The organism is Gordonia sp. 852002-51296_SCH5728562-b (genome assembly GCF_001665475.1).
Classification (GTDB): Bacteria; Actinomycetota; Actinomycetes; order Mycobacteriales; family Mycobacteriaceae; genus Gordonia; species Gordonia sputi.
Genome location: NZ_LZMI01000004.1, coordinates 13,606 through 34,735 on the forward strand (window position 1 = coordinate 13,606; position 21,130 = coordinate 34,735).

14 protein-coding genes are annotated in these 21,130 nt (G+C 64.7%); 4 read left to right on the forward strand and 10 right to left on the reverse strand.

All coding sequences use genetic code 11. The features are described from left to right. The first annotated feature begins 187 nt into the window (after nucleotides 1-187). The 3 genes from A5766_RS00605 (at nucleotide 188) to treY (ending at nucleotide 7,663) form a co-directional block, all read left to right on the forward strand. Nucleotides 188-2,389 (forward strand): acyltransferase family protein, encoded by a 2,202-nt coding sequence (locus tag A5766_RS00605; RefSeq protein WP_064903055.1) that lies wholly within the window; start codon nucleotides 188-190, stop codon nucleotides 2,387-2,389. A 157-nt stretch (nucleotides 2,390-2,546) separates the two neighbouring features. Beyond that, a complete protein-coding gene (gene glgX, locus A5766_RS00610; RefSeq protein WP_005205673.1) occupies nucleotides 2,547-5,201 on the forward strand; it encodes a glycogen debranching protein GlgX in 2,655 nt (884 codons plus the stop codon). Further along, on the forward strand, nucleotides 5,198-7,663 hold the full coding sequence (gene treY, locus A5766_RS00615) for a malto-oligosyltrehalose synthase (RefSeq protein ID WP_064903057.1): 2,466 nt from the start codon (nucleotides 5,198-5,200) through the stop codon (nucleotides 7,661-7,663). The genes glgX and treY overlap by 4 nt, the downstream gene beginning before the upstream one ends. On the opposite strand, the gene A5766_RS00620 is transcribed toward treY, so the two are convergent. The 9 genes from A5766_RS00620 to A5766_RS00660 form a co-directional block, all read right to left on the reverse strand. Next, on the reverse strand, nucleotides 7,628-8,680 hold the full coding sequence (locus A5766_RS00620; RefSeq protein WP_231894500.1) for a hypothetical protein: 1,053 nt from the start codon (nucleotides 8,678-8,680) through the stop codon (nucleotides 7,628-7,630). The two genes, treY and A5766_RS00620, sit on opposite strands and share 36 nt — an antisense overlap. A gap of 37 nt (nucleotides 8,681-8,717) precedes the next feature. Next, nucleotides 8,718-9,890: an MlaD family protein gene (locus A5766_RS00625; protein WP_064903059.1), complete on the reverse strand. Its 1,173-nt coding sequence runs from the start codon at nucleotides 9,888-9,890 to the stop codon at nucleotides 8,718-8,720. Then, nucleotides 9,878-11,050 (reverse strand): MlaD family protein, encoded by a 1,173-nt coding sequence (locus A5766_RS00630; RefSeq protein ID WP_245548700.1) that lies wholly within the window; start codon nucleotides 11,048-11,050, stop codon nucleotides 9,878-9,880. The genes A5766_RS00625 and A5766_RS00630 overlap by 13 nt, the downstream gene beginning before the upstream one ends. A 98-nt stretch (nucleotides 11,051-11,148) precedes the next feature. Beyond that, complete coding sequence (locus A5766_RS00635; RefSeq protein WP_039855507.1) at nucleotides 11,149-12,267, reverse strand: MCE family protein; 1,119 nt, start codon at nucleotides 12,265-12,267, stop codon at nucleotides 11,149-11,151. An 8-nt stretch (nucleotides 12,268-12,275) separates the two neighbouring features. Continuing rightward, the gene (locus A5766_RS00640) at nucleotides 12,276-13,256 is read right to left on the reverse strand and encodes an MCE family protein (protein WP_005205661.1); all 981 of its coding nucleotides are present in this window, start codon (nucleotides 13,254-13,256) and stop codon (nucleotides 12,276-12,278) included. 8 nt (nucleotides 13,257-13,264) lie between these two features. Further along, complete coding sequence (locus A5766_RS00645; protein WP_005205659.1) at nucleotides 13,265-14,299, reverse strand: MCE family protein; 1,035 nt, start codon at nucleotides 14,297-14,299, stop codon at nucleotides 13,265-13,267. After that, nucleotides 14,296-15,660, reverse strand: coding sequence for an MlaD family protein (locus A5766_RS00650; protein ID WP_005205657.1), 1,365 nt, complete (start codon nucleotides 15,658-15,660; stop codon nucleotides 14,296-14,298). The genes A5766_RS00645 and A5766_RS00650 overlap by 4 nt, the downstream gene beginning before the upstream one ends. A 10-nt stretch (nucleotides 15,661-15,670) precedes the next feature. Then, nucleotides 15,671-16,537: an MlaE family ABC transporter permease gene (locus A5766_RS00655; RefSeq protein WP_005205655.1), complete on the reverse strand. Its 867-nt coding sequence runs from the start codon at nucleotides 16,535-16,537 to the stop codon at nucleotides 15,671-15,673. 1 nt (nucleotide 16,538) lies between these two features. Continuing rightward, a complete protein-coding gene (locus tag A5766_RS00660; protein WP_156527324.1) occupies nucleotides 16,539-17,408 on the reverse strand; it encodes an MlaE family ABC transporter permease in 870 nt (289 codons plus the stop codon). 217 nt (nucleotides 17,409-17,625) lie between these two features. Between A5766_RS00660 and treZ the strand changes: the two genes are divergently transcribed. Further along, nucleotides 17,626-19,536, forward strand: coding sequence for a malto-oligosyltrehalose trehalohydrolase (gene treZ, locus A5766_RS00665; RefSeq protein WP_231894501.1), 1,911 nt, complete (start codon nucleotides 17,626-17,628; stop codon nucleotides 19,534-19,536). Between the two features lie 40 nt (nucleotides 19,537-19,576). Here treZ and ilvA read toward each other — a convergent pair whose 3' ends face one another. Next, on the reverse strand, nucleotides 19,577-20,980 hold the full coding sequence (gene ilvA, locus A5766_RS00670; protein ID WP_156527325.1) for a threonine ammonia-lyase IlvA: 1,404 nt from the start codon (nucleotides 20,978-20,980) through the stop codon (nucleotides 19,577-19,579). Nucleotides 20,981-21,130 lie beyond the last annotated feature (150 nt).

The window sequence follows — 21,130 nt, forward strand, 5'->3', positions numbered from 1 at the left end:
ACACCACTCTGCGCCGTCGCGACACCCCTCTGCTCAGTGTGTCGGACCCGCTGGAATGGGTTTTTCACAGTTGCGGCGGGTAGCCTCCTACGCGGAGTACGGCGGTTGTCGTCCACCGCGCGCGTGTGTGTGGATAGGTCGCCACCGACTCGTCCCAACCCCCGACACGGAAGCAAGCACGACAGACGTGGCAGCCCCAACCCAAGTGGTGACGACCCCTAACCGGAACGAGCCCGTCCCACCGCTCCCCGCGTATCGCACCGATCTCGACGGCCTCCGCGGGATCGCGATCATGCTGGTTGCCTGCTTCCACATCTGGTTCGGCAGGGTGTCCGGCGGCGTCGATGTCTTCCTCGCACTGTCGGGTTACTTCTTCATCGGATCGCTGCTGCGTCACGCGATCAACAGCCAGGCGTCGCACGTCACGTTCATCGAGGCGCTCAACCCGTGGCCGCGCCTCAAACGACTGCTGCGTCGACTGCTCCCGGCGCTGTTCACGGTCCTCATCGCGGTCGCGATCCTGACCGTCATCGTGCTTCCGCAGACCCGCTGGCTCAACATCGGGCGCGAGCTGCGTGCGTCGGCGCTGTACTACCAGAATTGGTATCTCGCACTGAACTCGCAGGACTATCTCGCGGCGAGTTCAGCGAACAGTCCGCTGCAGCACATCTGGTCGATGTCGGTGCAGGGGCAGTTCTTCGTCGGCATGCTGTTCGCCGCGGTCATCGCTGCCGGAACGATCAAGCTGCTGTCGGCGATCATCCGACCGATCGCCGAGCCGAAGACGATCCGTCTTCTCGTCGGCCTCGCACTGTTGGCGGTCGCCGCCGTCTCGTTCTACTGGGCGCACATGCGGATGGGCGTCAATCAACAGTGGAACTACTACGACACCCTCTCGCGACTGTGGGAGCCACTCGCCGGCGGTCTGCTCGCCATCTGGTTGCCGCGCTGGCACGTTCCCCGGTGGCTCCGCAACGGTGCGGCGATCGTCGCTCTCGGCCTGATCATCACCTGTGGGTGGTGGATCGACGGCGTCGACTCGTACCCGGGTCCATGGGCACTGGTGCCGGTCGGTTCGACGCTCGTGATCATCTGGGCGGGAGCCACCGCGCTCGAGCGTCCTCGGTCCAGGCATGAAGCGATCGATCAGTCGCAACCGGCGGTCAACCGGGCGCTGTCCAGCCGGGTACCGGAATGGCTCGGCACCATCGCGTACTCGCTGTACCTCTGGCATTGGCCACTGCTGATCTTCTATCTGACCTGGCGCGGCAAAGACCACGCCAACGTCATCGAGGGCATCGGGCTCCTCGCCGTGTCCATCGGTCTGGCCTGGCTGACCAAGCGCTACGTCGAGGATCCGCTGCGGGGCGGCGACCGCGCGAAGCTGGCCCGCGGCGACCGCCAGGGACGTTCGCGGTGGCTCAGCTACACGTCGGTGGTGACCACCGTGCTGGTCGTCTTGTCGATCGGCGTCGCGGTCGGCGTCAATGCATGGGACCGCCACGTCGCGAACACCGTCGTCAACACAGCGAATCTCGACCCGCACTCCTACCCCGGCGCCCGCGCTCTGCTCAACGGCTGGCCGGTGCCCGCGCTCGATCCCCAACCGACACCGCTGGCAGTGCTCGGCGACTTCCCGGAGACCTCGACGCAGGGCTTCATGAGTTCGTTCGAGGACCCGGAGATCCACGTCGGCGTCTACGGTGACCCGACCGCGACGAGGACGATTGCCCTCGCGGGTGGTTCGCACGCCGAGTTCTGGATCACCGCACTCGACGAACTGGGCAAGCGCAACCACTTCAAGGTCACGACCTACCTGAAGATGGGGTGCCCGCTGTCCACCGAGCTGGTGCCCAAGCAGCGGGGTGTGCCGTATCCGCAATGCCACGACTGGGTGCAGCGCGTGATGGCGAAGGTTATCGCCGACAAACCCGACGCGGTGTTCACCAACTCGACCCGTCCGCGCGACTACAAGCCGGGCGACTGGATGCCCGACGACTACAAGCCGATCTTCACGCAATTCATGGATGCGGGCATCCCCGTTCTCGGCATTCGCGACACACCGTGGCCGATGGGACCGACGGGCGCTCTCGACACCCCGACGTGCCTGTCCGACGGCGGCACCGCATCCGAGTGCGGCTCCGATCGAGCGCGGGTGCTCTCCCCGACCGATCCCGCAGCGCCGTTCGCCGACGGCAAGCCACTGTTCCATCCGCTCGACGTGTCGAACGGCATCTGCACCCCGACGGAATGCCCGGCAGTCGTGGGAAACATCATCGTCTACAAGGATTGGCATCATCTGAGCGCCACGTACGTGCGCAGTCTGACCGACGAGCTCGAACGCCAGATGACACAGGCCCTGCCCTGGACCGGTCCCAACCACCGCTGACGCGCCAGCGGTCGTCGGCTCAGCGACCTCCTCGCGGAGTAGGCCGATGCAGACCGACCGCGGGGTGTCGTCCAACGCACACGGGTGCGGCTTTTCCCCGAGATGAAGACGGCGCGTATCGCGACTAGGGTCATGGCATGACTGCGAAAAGGTGGGCATGACCGTACCGCCGACCGACGACACGGCACCTCACGAGCCGGCACCCGGCACCGATGCCCAGAGCGTCGGACAGACAGCCGATGCGACGACGGCCACTCCCCCGCGTACATCAGAGTCGACGCTGGGATCGCTGCCGCCGGACAGCCCCGAACAGGCTGACGCGCTCGTCGCTCCCGAGCCCGAGCCCATCCCGGTCTGGCCGGGTACGCCATATCCGCTCGGCGCAACGTATGACGGTGTGGGAACCAACTTTTCGCTGTTCTCCGAGGTCGCCGAGGCAGTCGACCTGTGTCTGATCGACAGGGACGGGCACGAGCGTCGCATTCGTCTCGACGAGGTCGACGGCTACTGCTGGCATTGCTATCTGCCGAACATCGGCCCAGGCCAGTTCTACGGATATCGCGTCCACGGCCCCTACGATCCGGCGAGCGGGTTGCGCTGCGACCCGTCAAAGCTGCTGCTCGACCCGTACGGCAAGGCATTTCACGGAGATTTCGACGGCGACGAGTCGTTGTTCTCCTATCCCATGGCGTCGTCCGAGTCCGACGACGATGGTGGTGAACCGCCCGTCGTCCCCGCCGAACAGTCGTTGCGCGCCACCGCCGACCCCGACTCCGACGACTACGAGACCTCGTCGGCCACCACTGCCGGCGCGCACAACCCCACCGCGGACACCGGAGCCTCGGCAGAGGAACCGGAGATCGCGACCGCCAACGGGGACGCGGGCCCGTCGACAGGCGAGGCCGACGATCCCTCAGCTGACGCCGAGACCACCGTCGACGACGCCGAGACCACCGTCGAAGACACGGCCGACGACGTCGAAGTCCTCATCGAAGATGCCGACACGGAGACGATCACGCCCGCCGAGGACGTGTCGGCCGACCGGTCGCCGTCGATGCCGCAACTCGATTCACTCGGTCACACGATGTTGTCCGTGGTCATCAACCCGTACTTCGACTGGCAGCACGACCGCGCGCCACGACGCCCCTATCACCAGACGGTCATCTACGAAGCGCATGTCAAAGGCATGACCGCGACCCATCCCGACATCCCGGAGCAGTTGCGTGGCACCTATGCCGGCCTTGCCCACCCGGTGATCATCGACCACCTCAAAGAACTTGGCATCACGGCGATCGAACTCATGCCCGTGCACCAGTTCATGCAGGACTTCGTGCTGCGCGACAAGGGTTTACGCAATTACTGGGGCTACAACACGTTTGGTTTCTTCGCGCCGCATCTCGAGTACGCGTCCAACCCGGATCAGCCCGCCAGCGCGGTGACCGAGTTCAAGGCGATGGTACGTGCGTACCACACTGCAGGCATCGAGGTGATCCTCGACGTGGTCTACAACCACACCGCGGAGGGCAACCACCTCGGTCCGACCGTCTGCTTCCGCGGCATCGACAACGGCGCCTACTACCGACTCGTCGACGGTCAGCCCGAGATGTACATGGACTACACGGGCACCGGCAACAGCCTCAACGGACGCCATCCGCACACGCTGCAGCTCATCATGGACTCGCTGCGCTATTGGGTGCTCGAGATGCACGTCGACGGTTTCCGCTTCGACCTCGCGTCGACGCTCGCCCGCGAACTGCATGACGTCGATCGCCTGTCGGCCTTTTTTGATCTGGTGCAACAGGATCCGGTGGTCAGCCAGGTGAAGCTCATCGCCGAGCCGTGGGATATCGGCGAGGGCGGCTATCAGGTCGGCAACTTCCCGCCGCTGTGGACAGAGTGGAACGGCAAGTATCGCGACACCGTGCGCGACTATTGGCGCGGTGAGCCTGCGACGTTGGGAGAGTTCGCCTCTCGGCTCACCGGTTCGTCGGATCTCTACGAGTCCACGGGCCGACGGCCGTCGGCGAGTATCAACTTCGTCATCGCGCACGACGGCTTCACGTTGCGAGACCTGGTGTCCTACAACGAGAAACACAACATGGCCAACGGTGAGGACAACCGTGACGGCGAGAGCCACAACCGGTCGTGGAACTGCGGCGTCGAGGGTCCCACCGACGATCCGGAAGTGAACGAACTCCGCGCGCGCCAACAGCGCAACATCCTCGCGACGATGTTTCTGTCGCAGGGCACCCCGATGCTGGCGCACGGCGATGAGATCGGTCGTACCCAGCAGGGCAACAACAACGTGTACTGCCAGGACTCGCCGCTGGCGTGGATGGATTGGTCTCTCGCCGACAAGAATTCGGACCTTCTCGCGTTCACCCGCAAGGCCATCGACCTGCGCACCAAGCATGCGGTGTTCCGACGTCGACGCTTCTTCGCGGGCAAGCCGATCCGATGGGGGGAGGACATGCTCGACATCGTGTGGCTGACGCCCTCGGGCGAGGCGATGACGACCGCCGACTGGGACAGCGGATTCGGCAAGAGTCTCGCGGTCTTCCTCAACGGCAACGGCATCGCGGAGAAAAACGAACGCGGTGAGGTCATCTCCGACAACAGCTTCATGATCTGCTTCAACGCACACTACGAGGACATCGAGTTCACGTTGGCCTCCGAACGGCTCGGCCACGAGTGGGAGGGCGTCTTGGACACCACACATCCGCAGGGCGACTCCGACATCGAGTCGGCGCCCTGCGGCAGCACGGTCACGATCGGCGCGCGTTCACTCCTCGTCTTGCGCACGCTGGCATGACGACAAGCGATCGCCCACACCCGATCGCCACATACCGGGTACAACTGACACCGGATTTCGACTTCGCCGCCACCATCGGCATCCTGGATCACCTTGTGGCGCTGGGCATCAGCCATGTCTATCTGTCACCGATCGGGACCGCCATGCCCGGGTCGACGCATGGCTACGACTGGGTGCCGCCGCCCCAGGTGTCTGCCACTCTCGGTGGTCTCGACGGGCTCCGCGCACTCCGGGTCGCGGCGTCCGAGCGTGGCCTGGGAATCATCATCGACATCGTGCCCAACCACACCGGTGTTGCAGAGGTCATGCGCAATCCGTGGTTCGCCGACCTGCTGCGACGCGGCTCCGGGTCGCGGTACGCGTCGTATTTCGACGTCGATTTCTCGTCGGAGAACGGGTGCGACGGCAAGATCGCGATCCCCGTGGTCGCCTCCGACGGCGACCTGTCGCCGCTGACCGTCGACTCGCACGGTGTTCTGCGTTATTACGACCACGAATTCCCCACCGCTCCAGGAACTCTCGGTAGTAGCGCACAGGATGTGCATGCGCGCCAACACTATCGGCTGGTGCCGTGGGACAGCGGCCTCATCGGCTACCGCAGATTCTTCACGGTCAACGAGCTGGCGGGCCTACGCCAAGAAGACAACGAGGTCTATCGCGCAACGCACACCTGGATCAACGAGCTCTTCGACGCCGAGCTCATCGACGGGCTCCGCGTCGATCATCCCGACGGTCTCTGGCAACCGATGGACTACCTCGACGAGTTGCGCAGCGACATCGGCTCCGACTCGCTGCTGTACATCGAGAAGATCCTCGCGGCCGACGAGCCGCTCGAACCGACCCTGCCCATCGAGGGAACCACCGGATACGACCAGATGCGGGTCATCGACGCAGTGTTCACGGCACCGTCGGGGGTCGTCGAACTCGACGAGATCCACCTGCGCGTCACCGGTCTGCCGGGTGATTCGCACTGGCTGCACAGCCAGGAACGCGAACGCAAGCTGCAGACACTGCGCGACAAGTTCGGCAGCGAACACCGCAGACTGGTCCGTGCGATCACCCACTCGGATCCCGACGCCGACTCGAACGCCGTCGCCGAAGCGACCGCGGAGCTGATCGCGGCGCTGCCCGTGTATCGCGCCGATTACCCTTCGCTACGCCCCCTGCTGATCACCACAGCGACCGAGATCGCCGCGCGCAGAGCAGATCTCGCCGCCGCCATCGATACCGTGATCACTGCGACAGCGCACGAGGGCGCCGCGAGTTCTCGCCTGGCGCAGACCGGCGGTGCCGTGACTGCGAAGAGTATCGAGGACAGCCTCTTCTACCGCACGGCGCGACTGGTCTCGACGCTCGAAGTCGGCAGCGACCCCGCCGACCCCACCATGAGCCTGCAGAACTTCCACAACCACAACGAGATTCGCGCGGCGCAGTGGCCACAGGCCATGACGGCGACCAGCACCCACGACACCAAACGCGGTGAGGACGTACGCGCCCGGATCGCGCTGCTCGCCCAGGTGCCCGAACGGTGGTCCCTCCTCGTCGACGAGCTGTGGTCGAATTGGCCGCCACCCGACGACCTCACCGGCTACTTTCTGCTACAGAACATCATCGGCGTCTGGCCGATCGGCGATCCACCCGGCAGCGCGACGGTCGGCGACGACCTTCGACAACGCCTGTACGACTACGCACGCAAGGCGACGAGGGAGGCCGAACTGCACACGTCGTGGACCGACGTCAACGAGGAGTTCGAGAGCCAGATCGACGCCTGGATCGACGAGATCACCAATGGCGCTGCGGCCGAGTCGATCTCACGCTTCGTGGCGCGCATCGCCTCGGCGTGGGAGCAGGAAGCGCTGGCACGCAAGGCGATTGCGCTCCTGTGCCCGGGCGTACCGGACATCTATCAGGGCACCGAGTGGTGGGACGACTCGCTCGTCGATCCCGACAATCGGCGCCCCGTCGACTACGACCGCTCATTGGATCATCCCAAGGCGCGAGTGGTGCGTGCCGCACTCGCGGTACGCGCCGCACACCCGGCAGCGTTTGATCGCGGTAGCGGCTATCTACCGATCTACGCCGACGGACCGGGCGCCGACCATGCGATCGCCTTCGGACGCGTCGTCGGCGGGGTGACCGAGGTGATCGTAGTGACGGCCCGATTCACCCACAGCCTCATCGACGACGCAGCACTGACCTTCCTCGACCTACCCGCTGGGAACTGGCGTGATGTGTTGTCGGACAAGGTCTATCGAGGCGTCGCAGACCTCGGGGAATTGCGTACGGCGAACCCGGTAGCGATATTGGTGCGCGCAACGGACGGTGACACCTCCGCGACAACGGCCGCGAAGTCAGCGGGGATAACGGGGGCGGCGACGTCTGGTGCGGGGCCGGCGGCGACTGGGGCCGACGTCGCCCCGGCGGGCTCAGCCGCCGGGAGCAGGAGCTGGCGCGGCAGGTGAGGGCGTGGCCGGTGCGGGGCTCTGCGAACCGCCCTGAGTATCGGCCGCCGGCCCGTTCGTTCCCTGCTGCTGTCCCAGACCTGCTTGTGCCCCACTGAGTTTGGAGACTTTCCAGGAGCCGTCCTCCTTGACCAGGTCGAGCCAGACGAGCATCAGCTCCTTACCTCCGCTGGGAGCGATCGTGCTCGTACCGGACACCTCGACGAGCACGGCCGTTGACGCCCGATCGGCTTCGAACGATTCGACCGACACCGACTTGACCGTCGGCGTGGCCTTGACGTTGAGATCACGCAGGGCCTTGGAACCGTCGGTCTGCTCGCGCTCGAGATTCTGCTTGAACTCCCCGGTACTCAGCGGCCCCAGCAACGTCTTCATGTCGCCGACGGCGTCGGAGTTCATCGTGCTGACGAGCTTGACGGTGAAGACCGACGATGCCGACTTCGCGTCGTCGAAGGCAGCCAGCTTCTGCTGATCCCGGTAGTAGCCCCAACCGAGCAATCCGACGCCCACGATCAGGGCAACCACTACGAGCCCGGCGAGGACCTTGAGAAGTCCCGCGGTGCTGATGGTGACAGAGACCTGGCGAGAACCCTTGCGCTCGTTCTTCTCCTGTGCTGCACCCTGGTTTTCATGAGCGGCGTTCTCACGAACGGCGGTCTCCTGGGCGGCAGTCTCTCGACCTGCCGTCTTCGGAGCGGTTGCGTCGGAGCCCGCACTCGACTTGCGAGCCGCCGCACGCGCACTCTTCGTCCGAGGTGCCTGAGACTCGGTGACATTCTCCGACGACGCGGCTTCTACCTTCTCGGTCGCGACCTCTTTGGCGTCGCCGGTGGTTTCTTCGATGTTGGTGTCGCCGGTGTTGGTGTCGCCGATGTTGTTGTCGCCGGTGTTGGTGTCGTCAGTGTTGGTGTCGTCGGTGTTCTTGTCGGCTGTCATGTGCTTCCAGTTCAGTTGCTCGCCCGCCAGAGGGCGGGCGCGATGTGCGGCGTCGCGGGTGGCTGCGGCCGTGGTCGTCACGGCGCCCACACCGTCGTATCCCGGCGGAGGCCAGTCCCTATCCCAGCGGTACCGTCCGTGCGTTCGGGTCGGCGCCCAGGGCCGGTCCCGCGGTGTCGTCACCGGGAGGTCGTGGCGCATTGGCCGAGCCTCGGATCTGCTGGTTCTTGTCTTCGGTGACACAGTACAGATTGGTCGGAATCACCGTTTCGAGCACCTTGGTCGGCCGGATCGGAGTGACCGCGTAGTTGCAGTAGGGCCGCGGGAAGATCGACGCCATCACCCACCACGCACCGTCGTGGAACATGTCCTGGCTGATGTAGGACGCGTCGCGGATCGACGGCAGCAGGGTTGCGAGCGCCGGAGCGCGCAGTGCTCCCTGACGCGCGATGTCGGCCACTTGCTGGAGCACTCCGGTCAACGGATCGCGGATCTGACTCAGGGAGCCGCTCAGGCTGGTGAACTGAGCAGGCCCCTTGCCGAGCAAGGTGTTGAGTTCCCCGTTCGCGGCGACCGCTGAGTTGATCACAGCACTCGCGCCCGCCGTTGTGGTCCCGAAATCCGGCTGGACGTCGGCCGTCGTGGCGAGGATGGTGCCGGTCTGCTGGATGAGTTTCGTGGTCTCGGGCAGCACCCGACGCAGGTCGGTGAAGACTGTGCCCGCGGCGTCGAAGAACACTCGGAGTTGATTGGTCTGCCCGGCCTCCGGGGTCAGCGCGGTGTCGAGACTCGACACTGTGGCACGGAGTTTCACGGGGTCTATCTGACTGATGACATTCAACGACGACTCGAGCAACGCCGGGAACGGCGCGGTGACGTGCGTCTGATTGACCTCGATCGTGTCGCCGTCGGTGAAATAGGGACCGCTGCTCGTCGTCGGCGTGAAGTCGACGTACTGCTCGCCCGCCGCCGACAAGCCCAATGCCGATACCAGGGAATTCCGGTTGATCTTGACGTCGTCGTCGATGGTGAGGTTGGCCTGCACCGACTGGGGTTGCACCTGAAGCGACTCGACCTTTCCGATGTTGACGCCGCGGAGCGTCACACGTGAACTGTCTTGTAGTCCACCGGAAATCGGGAAGTTGACCGTGAGGTGGTAGGAGCCCTGCCAGGGGCGCCAACTCAGCGCACCGAACCCGATGTAGGCGAGGCCGACCAGCATGACGACGACGAGCCCGATGTTGCCGAGCAGACTCGAGTGCTTTCGCAACCAGGTGATCATCCGCAGCATCCCTTCGTGCCGCTCAGTTGCGCAAGAACCCGGGTCAGCGTCTGCTCGAGCGACTGCCCACCAGCCTGGAGGTCTTGCAGTTCGGGCAGTCTGCTGGCCGAATCGAACCCGAATCCCGTTGTGAGCCAGTACAACTTTGCTGAACTCGCAACAGAGTTGCCTCGAATCGTCTTGGCGAACTTCGGCGTCAGCTCACCCAGATTGCGCGACACCGGCCCGAGAATCGGTGGTATGTCGCGCAATTCGGCGGTCAGGGTTCGCAAACTCCCGACCAGCGAGACGAAGCTGTCCGAATTGCTGCCGAGGAAGTCATTCGCCGCGTCGGTGACGCTGTTCGTCTTGTCGAGCGTCGACAAGATCAGGTTCATCTGGTCGTCGATGGTGTCGATCGCCGGGCCGAGCTTGTTGATGGCCGCCATGATCTGCGGTCGACCCGCGGCGAGATCCGCGGTCAGTACGGAGGTGTTGCGGAACGAACGGTCGACCTCGGCGGAGTTGGCGTTCAGTCTGCTGATCGCGGTGGTGAATTCCTTGATGGCGCCCTGCAGATTGCCGGGGCTGCTCGGTCCGCCCGCCACGGCAGCGCTCAGCTCGGTGACGATCTGCTGCAACGACCCCAGCGATCCCCCGTCGACCACTGCGGCCGCGGAGACGAGGATGTCCTCGACGGTCGCCGCAGCCGACGTCGGGCCGGTGAGCACCGTGCCGTCGGCAACCGAGGGACCCGATGCGTTCGCCGGAGGCATGAGAGCGACGAAGACATCACCGAGGGGCGTCGCCTGTCGCAGTTGTGCCCCGGTACCCGCGGGGATCTGCGCGTCGCCTGCGACCTTCATCTGCACGATCGCGGTGTAGTCGCGCACCGCGATGTCGCTGACCTCACCTACGTCGGTGCCGTTGAGTTTCACCTTCGCGCGGGTCGGCAGGTTCAATGCGTTGTCGAAGTGCGCGATGAGCGTCTTGCCGTCGCCGATCCCACCGGGAGCAGGTAGCGGGAGCTGTTCGACGGTGAGGCCGGGCATCGCGCTGCAGCCGCACAGTCCGACGGTCGCCGCGACGATCAGCGTGAGGATCGCCGGGACACCTCGACGCGCGTCGCCGCGTCGGCGCATTCCGTGCGTCCGACCCGACTGCGTCCGACCCGACTGCGTCAGACCCATCTGCGTCCGAACTATCCGACGCATCGGCCGCAGATGTTCCGCGATCGCGGCGCGCGAGATGGGCGATCGCGGCCTGCCCAGCGTAATCGTGTACTGCCTCATTTGCTCATCTCCAGCAGACTCGAGAACACGCCGAGGTCTGGCCCGAAATCCTTGAGCTGACCGGTTCGGCAGCCGTTCTTCTGCAGGTTGATCGACTGGCAGAATTGGTTGAGCGCCTCACCGTCGATCAGCGACTTGTCAAGGAGCACCTGCAAGCGCCACGCGCGTTGCTCCGGCGATACGGTGTTGGCCAGGTTCTGGAACAGCAGCGGCGCGACGTCGATCGTCTCGACCACCTGACGCGAGTAGTCGCTCAGATTGCGCACCAGCGCGCTCAGTCTGCCCGTCGAGTCGCTGATGGTCGTCGAGTTGTTGCCGAGGAACTGCGACGTGTTGAGCAGCGTCTGATTGAGATCGTCGAGTGTCGCCGTCAGTCCCGGAGCTTGTTGACCCAGCATCGAGGACACCTGACTGATCGACGACGAGAACTGCTTCATCTTCGGGTAGTTCGCGGTCAGCGCACCGGTCAGCTTTTGTGTGTTCTTGATGATCTGCGTGAGCTGGTCGCCGTTGCCCGCGAACACGTCTGTCGCAGAGCCGAGTTGGTTGATTGCCTCACGGATACGCTCGCCGTTTCCCGACGTCGTGCCCGACGTGATGTCCACCAGATCGGCGATCGGCCCCTCGCCATCCTTGTCGGTACTCAGCGACGACACCAGTCGATCGACGGCGTCGAACAGATCTCCGACGGCCACCGGACTCCGACCCTCGTTCTTGAGGACGGCACCGTCTGTCAGTTTCGGTCCGCCGGAATAGGTCGGCGTCAACTCGATGTGGCGGGTGGTGACGATCGAGGTGTTCACGATCGCGGGGGTCGCGTCGACCGGAACCGGGACGTTCTTGTCGATGGTGAAGGTGACCTTGACGCGATTGCCTTGTTGCTCAACAGAAGTGACTTGCCCGACCGGCATTCCGAGGACCGCGACGTCGTTGTCCTTGTACAGACCGGCGACGTTCGGGAAATAGGCGGTCACCTTGATCTGTGAGCCGACGGCCACCTTCCAACTCGCCGGGACCAGCGAGCACCCCGAGAGCAATGCGACGACCAGGACGGTCAGCGCGACGATGATCGTCGGCCTACGCCAGTGCGGATTCGTGATCACGTGTCGACTCATTCCCATGCTCAGCACCCGTCCACCACACGTGCGGTACACAGCCAGTTGTCGGGGAAAAGGCCCCACGGGAGATATCCGGTGGAGTGTGGTCCGTCGGCCATGATGTTGTTCAGCATGCGTGAGGTGACCGGAAGGATCTGCAGGAGCTTGCGCAGATTCTCCTGGTTCTTCTGCAGGCCCTGGCTGATGGTGTTGAGGTTCGCCAGGATCGGCGCGAAGCTGTTGCCGTTCTCGGCGGCGACGGCTCGCGTCTGATCAGCCAGCGCCGCAACACCATCGAGGAGTTTGGTCACCAATGCCTCACGCGCGACGATCTTCTGAGCGAGTTGTCCACCCTGACCGACGATGACCGCCAATTGCGTCTGGGTGTCGTTCACCACCGAGGTCACCGTGTTCGTGTCGGCGAGGAGTTGGGTGATCTGGTCTTTGCGGTTGGTGATGATCTTCGACATCTCGACGACCGAATCGATCGTCGGTCGGGCAAGCGCAGGCGCATCCGAGAGCTGCGCGTTGAGCGTCGTGATGCTCTGCGCCAACGCTTTGACGTCGACACCGGCGATCACCGGCGTGCCCACTTCGAGAGTCTTCTGCAGGTCGTAGGGCACCGCGGTCTTGGCGATCCGACCATCGGGCGCGGGTTGCGACGAATCCCCCAGCGACACATCGATGTAGCGCTGTCCGAGCAGCGTCGACATCTTGATTTCAGCGGACCCATTGGAGGTGACGTTCACATCGCGATCGACCTTCATGGTGATCTTGACGTGATCCCGCTCGAGCGAGGTGTCGGCAACCTCACCGACGTCGATTCCCGCAACGCGCACTTTGTCGCCCGGCCGGATACCCCCGGCCTGGGCGAAATCGGCTGAGTACGACTTCTTCCCGATGTGCGCCTGCCCGATCCCGGTGACGAGCAGGATGAGCGCCACGATCACGGCGGCACCGATGACGCCGTACCAGGTACGACGGTGCCTGCTGAAGCTCCTGCGCATGCGCCCGCTCATTGGCACACCGGGGAGTGCTTGGTGCCGCCGACTTTGTTGAGGATTCCCGGAGGCAGCAGAACATTGCCTATCGAGATGTCGAGATCACATGCGTACACGTTCAGATACGCCCCCTCCTGCATCGCTTTCGGTAGGAGCGCGAGGAACTTCGGCAGATCGACCACGGTCTGGTCGAGTGACGCGCCCGCCGAGATCAGCCCGTTCGTCGCATACCTGGTGTTGTTCGCGGCCGCCGCCAGATCTGTACGCGACCGACCGAGCACATCTGCGAATCCTGCTGCGGTTTTCCCGACCTGGTCGACGGACTTCCCCAGCGCGGCCGAGTTCGCGTTGAGTTTCTCGATGAGCGACGCGACGCTGGTCACGACCCCGGTGAGCTGACTCTTCTGCACCGAGAGGTCGCGCATCACGCCGCTGAGGTTGTCGATGATCGCTCCGATCACGACGTCGCGGTTGGCCATGTCGGAGGCGAGTTTGCTGATCTGCGCAACAGTGGTGTTCAACGACACGGTGTCGCCCTGGAACGCTTGGATCAACCCGTTCGACAACGCGTTGACCTGCTCGGGCTGCAGCGTGTCGAACACCGGCTGGAAGCCCGCCAACAACTTGGTGACGTCGAACGAATCCTGGGAGGGCTGCTGCAACGTCGAACCTGGAGACAACGGCGCCTCGGATGCCGCGTCCTTGCGCGAGAGCGCGAGGTAGCGCTGCCCGACGAGGTTCTGGTACCGGATCGCCGCCTGCGTGGTGGTGAACACCGGCTGGTCCTGTTGCACCTCGAACGTCACCTTGGCGCGGCCGTGGTCGAGGTCGATCGACTGCACACGTCCGACGCGAACACCTGCCATCCGCACGTCGTCGCCCGAGAGCAGGCCCGACGCGTCGTTGAAGTACGCCGAGAAGTCGCGCGTAGGACCCGACACGGAACGCTCGAGCGTCGAATAGATGATGTACGTCAGCAACAACGCGACCACCGCGAAGATGGTGAAGCCTATCAACGGCTTTCGGATCGACCCCTCGACCGCGCTCATCGTCCTCCCCCCGTGCCGTTGCCGTCGTGTTCTTGTTCGAGCGACACGGACTGCACGAGTGGGCCGAGCATCAGCGTGTCGGCCGCACGCGGTGCGCGATCGAGTGCCGTTGTCAGTGTCTGATTGTCTGCGCCGGTGGTGACCGCGCCCGCCGACGACCGGTCGCCGTCGTTGGATGGCTGGCCCGATCCCTGCTGGCGCGATCCCTGCTGGTTGGAGGCCGGCGCAACGCGCAGCGGCCCCGAACTGGTGGGACCGGTACCTGTTCCCGGTCCGATACATCCCGGACCGCGCGCCTGGCCGTACGGCCCGCCGTTGTAGACCGGGCAGTTCGCGCGCGAGTACTGTTGCAGCGCACCGAAACTGAGGCCGACGTTGACCTGGACGTGGCCGTTGAGTCCGGTGAACACCGTGACCGCCTTGGCGGCCAGTTGGTTGAGAGCGGTGAGCGCCTGCGGAAGCGAGTTCGGCTCGAGTGTCACTGCGCCGATCATCGTGTCGAGATCGGGAACCAATCGCTTGGCCACGTCGCCGTTGCGCGCGAACAGGGTCTGCGCCTGATCCAGCGTGGTCGACGCCGCGGTGAGGAGCGCGGTGATGTCACGTTGATGTGATGCGACGGTCATAGCTGGGATGACGCTGCGGCCCAATGTGTTCAGTAGTTCGGGCGCCGACTTCGCCAGTCCGAGTACCGAATCGTTGAAGTTGTCGAAACCCGACGGTGCACCCGCCGGGAACTGCGCGTTGAGGGATTCGAAGTATGTCTTGAGTTCGCCGGAGAACATCCCGAACACTGCGCCACCACCGTGCAGCGCATCCGCGATGGTGCCGAGCACAGACGCGAGTTGCTCGGGCGGGACAGCTGTCAGCAGTGTACGCAGATCGTTCTGCGCGTCTTGCAGCTTGATGGTCGGAAGTGACCGGTCTGCGGGAATGTTGGCGCCGTCGGAAAGATGTTCTGGTGCCGGCTGTTCGGGGGCGACGAACTCCACCGAGTTCACGCCGAACAGATTCGACGGCACCGTCCGCGCCGTCACATTTGCCGGAATGCCCTCGGCCTGAGAGGGATCGAGGTCGATGTCGACAACCTTGATCTGTTTGCCGCCCGCCCCCGTCTCGGTGGAGAGCTGCATGGTCTTGACCTCGCCGACGATCAGGCCGTTGTACCGGACATCCGCGCTGTCGACGAGCCCGTCGCCGATGTCTTCCATCTCGGCGTGCACGCCGACGACCGAGTCGAACGCACCCTGATAACGCATGAACAGGACGACGAACATGATGGCGAGAACAACCACGAAGATCAGTCCGCGCAGAACGTACTGGCGCAGCGACGGGTTGCGTCCGTCGGTGGCGATGTTCATCGGTCCCCCCTCATCCCGATATCCGAACGCCGGACGACATGCCCCAGAAGACGAGCGTCATGATGAGGTTCGCGAAGACGATGACGATGATCGCGAGTCGGATCGCGTGGCCCGCTGCGACGCCGACCCCCTCGGGTCCGCCCGACGCGAAATATCCGTAGTAGCACTGGATGAAGGTGGTCAGCAGCACGAAGATGATCACCTTGATGAACGAGAAGAGCACGTCCTGAGAGCGGATGAACGAGTCGAAATACGAAAGGTAGTCACCTGCCCCTTTGCCGCTCTGGAGCTGGAACATGACTTGGCAGGCGATGTAGTTCGCGGCCAACGACACCGAGTAGAGGGGCACGATCGCGATCACGGCCGCGAGCATGCGCGTGGTCACGAGATACGGCATCGGTCGGATCGCGATCGATTCGAGTGCGTCGATCTCCTCGCTGATCCGCATCGATCCCAACTGCGCGGTGAATCGGCATCCCGACTGTGCCGTGAACGCGGTCGCTGCGAGTAGTGGTCCGATCTCGCGGGTGGTCGCGAAGGCCGAGAGTCCACCGGTCACCGGTGCCATGCCGAGCAGATTCAGCGCGGTGTAGCCCTCGATACCCACAGTCGCCCCACCCATGACACCGAGGATGAGCATCACGCCGACGGTTCCACCGCCGACCACGATCGCCCCGTTGCCCCATGCGACGTCGGAGAGCAGGCGCCACACCTCTTTGCGGTAGTGGGTGAAGGTGAGCGGCACAGCACCGATCGACCGCACGAGGAACGTGACGAGATGCCCCATCCTGGCGAGTGCGTCGCGCGGTGCGGTGACGACTACCTTGCCCGCGCCGAGCGGACGTAGAACCGGTGGCACATACCGTGATGCGGTCACCTCACACCACCTTTGTCGGGACGAGGAGAGCAAACATCTGCGTGAGAATGACGTTCACCGTGAACAGGAGAAGCACCGAGTTGACGACGGCGGCATTGACCGAATTCGCCACGCCCGCAGGCCCACCCTTGGTCGACAACCCGCGGTCGCAGGCGACGATCGCCACGATCGCCCCGAAGATGACCGATTTGGTGAGCGCGAACGAGAGGTCGGAGACAGAGGCGAACGATGCGAAGGTCCCGGTGTAGCTACCGGGCGTGCCGCCCTGGAAGTACACGTTGAACACGTAGCCGGTGATGAAGCCGACGAAGCACACAAAGCCACACAGCAGAAAACTCACAACCATCGTCGCGAGGAGTCTCGGCGAGATGAGTCGTTCGATCGGATTGACACCCATCACCCTCATCGCATCGATCTCGTCGCGGATCGTCCGCGAGCCGAGGTCGGCGGCGATGGCCGAGCCGACGGCGCCCGCGAGCAACAGTGACGTCACCAGCGGTGCACCCTGTCGAATCACACCGAGACCGGTTGCCGCACCAGAGAACGACGTCGCTCCGATCTGACCTGCGATGTTGCTGACCTGGATCGACACGATCACGCCGATCGGGATGGCGACGAGCAGGGTCGGCAACACGGACGTGCTGGCCATGAACGCGCACTGACGGATGAACTCCGCGAACGGAAACCGTCGCTTGGCGATATCGACGAACAGGGTTCGGAACACCTCGACGAACAGACCGAGTTGCCGCCCGAACGTGTCGAACGACGCCACGACATGCTCGCGAAACCACACCGCAGCGCCGTTGTGGCGAGACCGGATGGTCACGCCACGTTCTGGCGCCGCACTCTCGCGCTCCGCGGTTTCACTCATGCCCGACTCTCGATGACAACCACCCCTGCCCATGTTGTGCGGTGCCGCACGCTGCCGGCAATCATGCCACTGTTGGCGCTATGCCAACAAGCGGTCGTTCGCCAGAGTTCACTTATCTAACTGCGCGGTAATATACATCGCCGCGCTGACGTCATGTGCGATGGGTCACATGGTGGCGAGTCGGCGCCCGGCCGCCAGCGGATCTACCGTTGGGGCCATGCAGACCAACCCCGAACTGCTCGGCCCTGTCGACGCAGACATCCCGGCGACAGGAGCCTCGAGGTCGGAGGAAGACGTGCACACAAGCGCGCCGTCGAGACGGTTCACCCCTCCCCGCTTCATTGGCGACATCGAGGTGTGGGCCCCGGCCGCGAATGCTGTCGTTCTCGTGACCGACTCGCCGGACACCGACGGCAGTCCGATGACGCGAGTGCCCGACGCTCCGGGCTGGTGGCGGGTCAACACTCAGGACGGTTCCGATTCCGGCGCGCCGTCGGAGTCGGATACAGGCCGTCGCTACGGCTTCCGACTCTTGTCCGACGACACAGACGGCGACGCTCCCGTGCGTCCGGACCCCAGGTCTGTCCGCCAGCCGGACGGTGTGCACGACATGTCGGCGTTGCACGTCGTCGACGAATCGATCTGGACCGACGACGGATGGCGCGGACGGTCGATTCTCGGCGCGATCATCTACGAGCTTCACGTCGGTACCTTCACTCCCACCGGGACACTCGACGCCGCCATCGACAAACTCGACCACCTCGTCGACCTCGGCGTCGACTTCGTCGAACTCATGCCGGTCAATGCGTTCAACGGCGACGTCGGATGGGGATACGACGGCGTCGACTGGTACGCGGTCCAGGAGTCCTACGGAGGGCCGGACGCGCTCGCGCGGTTCGTCGACGCATGCCACGCACGGGGACTCGGGGTCGTTCTCGACGTCGTCTACAACCATCTGGGCCCGTCGGGAAACTATCTACCCGACTTCGGGCCGTATCTGAGCGACGGGGCGACGTCGTGGGGCGCAGGACCCAACCTCGCGGGCCCCGACTCGGACACTGTCCGCGACTACATCGTCGAAAATGCGCTTCGCTGGTTCCGCGACTTCCACATCGACGCCCTGCGACTCGACGCCGTGCACGCCCTCAACGACCACCGCGCGCTACACATCCTCGAGGAGCTCGCTCTCGAAACCGACTCCCTCGCAGCCGAACTCGGCAGGTCGCTGTCGCTGATCGCCGAAAGCGACCTCAACGACCCGCGTCTGATCACACCGCGTGATCGCGGCGGATACGGTCTGACGGCGCAGTGGGACGACGACATCCACCACGCCATCCACAGCCTGGTGTCCGGCGAACGGCAGGGCTACTACGCCGACTTCGGCAGCTATCAGGCCCTGGCAAAGGTGTTGCGCGGCGGCTTCTTTCACGATGGCACCTACTCGTCGTTTCGGCGACGACATCACGGCAGGCCGATACCGACCGACGAGATCCCGGCAACGGCACTACTCGCCTACACCTGCAACCACGACCAGATCGGCAACCGCGCCATCGGCGACCGCCCGTCGGCTTATCTCGATCCCGGGCAGCTCGCCATCAAGGCCGCGTTGGTGCTCCTCTCCCCCTTCACGCCCATGCTGTTCATGGGTGAGGAGTGGGCGGCGAGCACCCCGTTCCAGTTCTTCACCTCGCACCCCGAGCCCGAGCTCGGCCGCGCAACCGCCGAGGGACGCAAGGCCGAGTTCGCCGAGCACGGTTGGGACAGCGCCGAGATCCCCGATCCACAATCACCGCAGACATTTGCCGACTCGAAGCTCGATTGGAGCGAACCCGACACCGGAATCCACGCGCGGGTACTCGAGTTCTACCGTGCACTCATCGAACTCCGGAAAACACGAAACGCGTTCGCCGACAACTCCTTTGCCTCTATAGACGTCGAGTACGACGAGCAGGCCGGCTGGTTCGCGATGCATCGTGGCGACCAGACCGTCGTCGCGGTGATCGGCGCAGAGCCAACCACCGTGCCGATCCCGCTCGAACCGGCACTGACCTGGGCCGACGTCGACATCAGCGACGACGGCCTGCACAGCGGGGGCCACAACGTCATCGTCGGCACCAGAGTTCGCTGACGTAGGACCAGAACCCGGCCGGTAAGGTCAGAAACGGCGGTCAGGTCAGATAGTTGTACGCCGACGAGCCCGGCTCGAGTCGCTCGCAGTTGAGTCGGGAGTGCGACATCCGCTCCATGAGGTCGCCGAGCCCCTCCGGTGAACCGAGCTCGATGCCGACGAGCGCCGCACCCGTCTCACGATTGTTGCGCTTGACGTACTCGAACACCGTGATGTCGTCGTCGGGTCCGAGGACTTCGTCGAGGAACCTGCGCAGCGCACCCGGTTCCTGCGGGAAGTCGACGAGGAAGTAGTGCTTGAGCCCCTTGTGGACGAGAGACCGTTCGATGATCTCGTTGTACCGCGACACGTCGTTGTTGCCGCCGGAGATCAGGCAGACGACGTCGGCGTCGGCGGGCAGCGACAGTCTCGACAGCCCGGTGACGGCCAGTGCGCCCGCGGGCTCGGCGATGATTCCCTCGTTCTGATAGAGGTCGAGCATCGTCGAACAGATCGCGCCCTCGTCGACGTGGGTGATGTGGGTGGTGCCCGGCGTCACGACCAGCGGATCGTCGACGGACAGCACCGGCACGTGCGACGTTCCGCCCTGGCGTGCGACCAGTCGGCGCACCTCGGGATGATCGGCGACGGTCGCGCCCATCGAGGCGAGTGCGTGGTGACCGAGTGCGCCGATCCGCTTGACCGCCGCGCCGTCGACGAACGGGTCGATCTCGTCGAGCGTGACCGGCCCTCCTGCCGCCAGCGCCGCCGACAGCGATGCCGCACCGTATGGTTCGACACCGATGATCGCGACGTCGTCGGATTTCGCCCGCAGGTAGGTGGCGATACCCGCCAGGCAGCCGCCCCCGCCGACCGGAAGGACGACGACGTCGGGAACCCTGCCGAGCTGCTCGACGATCTCCACCGCGCTGGTGCCCTGACCGGCCGCGGTGCGCGGGTCGTCGAATGCGTGAATCCATGCGGCGCCGGTCCGGATCACATCGTCCTGCGCGGCCGCCGCGGCAGCGTCGTAGGTGTCGCCGACCGCGATGAGTTCGACGAATTCGCCTCCGTGCCAACGGATACGGTCGCGCTTCTGCTTTGGGGTAGTAGTCGGGACGTAGATGCGGCCGGGCACCTTCATCGTGCGGCAGGCGTAGGCGACACCCTGTGCGTGGTTGCCTGCACTGGCCGCGACGACGCCGGGCGCGAGCTCGTCGTCGGACAGCAGCGACATGGTGTTGTACGCGCCGCGGATCTTGTAGGACCGAACGGTTTGCAGGTCTTCGCGCTTGACATGAATCCGCGCGCCGTACGCCTCCGAGATTCGTGGGACGGCCTCGAGCGGGGTGCGCGTGACCGCGGGCGAAATTCGCGCGACAGCCGCTTCGATCGCGTCGGCGGAGAGCTGCTGATCCGACGTCGTGGGCTGCGAATTGTCGATTCCGAGGTGTTGCGTACTCACGCTCTTATGGTCTCACCTCACGAAATCCCTCGTCGGGCGACCCGACCGACGTAGCATCGGTGACGTCCACCCATTTCGCCGCGTCGTCGTCGACACGCCGTCGTCCAGCCCAGTGGCGACACACTCACCGCATCGCGGCGGACGACAAGC

Coding starts and splice junctions, on each gene's coding strand:
- glgX (WP_005205673.1), top strand. CDS start 2,547: ATGACCGTACCGCCGACCGACGACACGGCACCTCACGAGCCGGCACCC.
- treY (WP_064903057.1), top strand. CDS start 5,198: ATGACGACAAGCGATCGCCCACACCCGATCGCCACATACCGGGTACAA.
- A5766_RS00625 (WP_064903059.1), bottom strand. CDS start 9,890: ATGCTGCGGATGATCACCTGGTTGCGAAAGCACTCGAGTCTGCTCGGC.
- A5766_RS00630 (WP_245548700.1), bottom strand. CDS start 11,050: ATGGGTCTGACGCAGTCGGGTCGGACGCAGTCGGGTCGGACGCACGGA.
- A5766_RS00635 (WP_039855507.1), bottom strand. CDS start 12,267: ATGAGTCGACACGTGATCACGAATCCGCACTGGCGTAGGCCGACGATC.
- A5766_RS00640 (WP_005205661.1), bottom strand. CDS start 13,256: ATGCGCAGGAGCTTCAGCAGGCACCGTCGTACCTGGTACGGCGTCATC.
- A5766_RS00645 (WP_005205659.1), bottom strand. CDS start 14,299: ATGAGCGCGGTCGAGGGGTCGATCCGAAAGCCGTTGATAGGCTTCACC.
- A5766_RS00650 (WP_005205657.1), bottom strand. CDS start 15,660: ATGAACATCGCCACCGACGGACGCAACCCGTCGCTGCGCCAGTACGTT.
- A5766_RS00660 (WP_156527324.1), bottom strand. CDS start 17,408: ATGAGTGAAACCGCGGAGCGCGAGAGTGCGGCGCCAGAACGTGGCGTG.
- treZ (WP_231894501.1), top strand. CDS start 17,626: ATGCAGACCAACCCCGAACTGCTCGGCCCTGTCGACGCAGACATCCCG.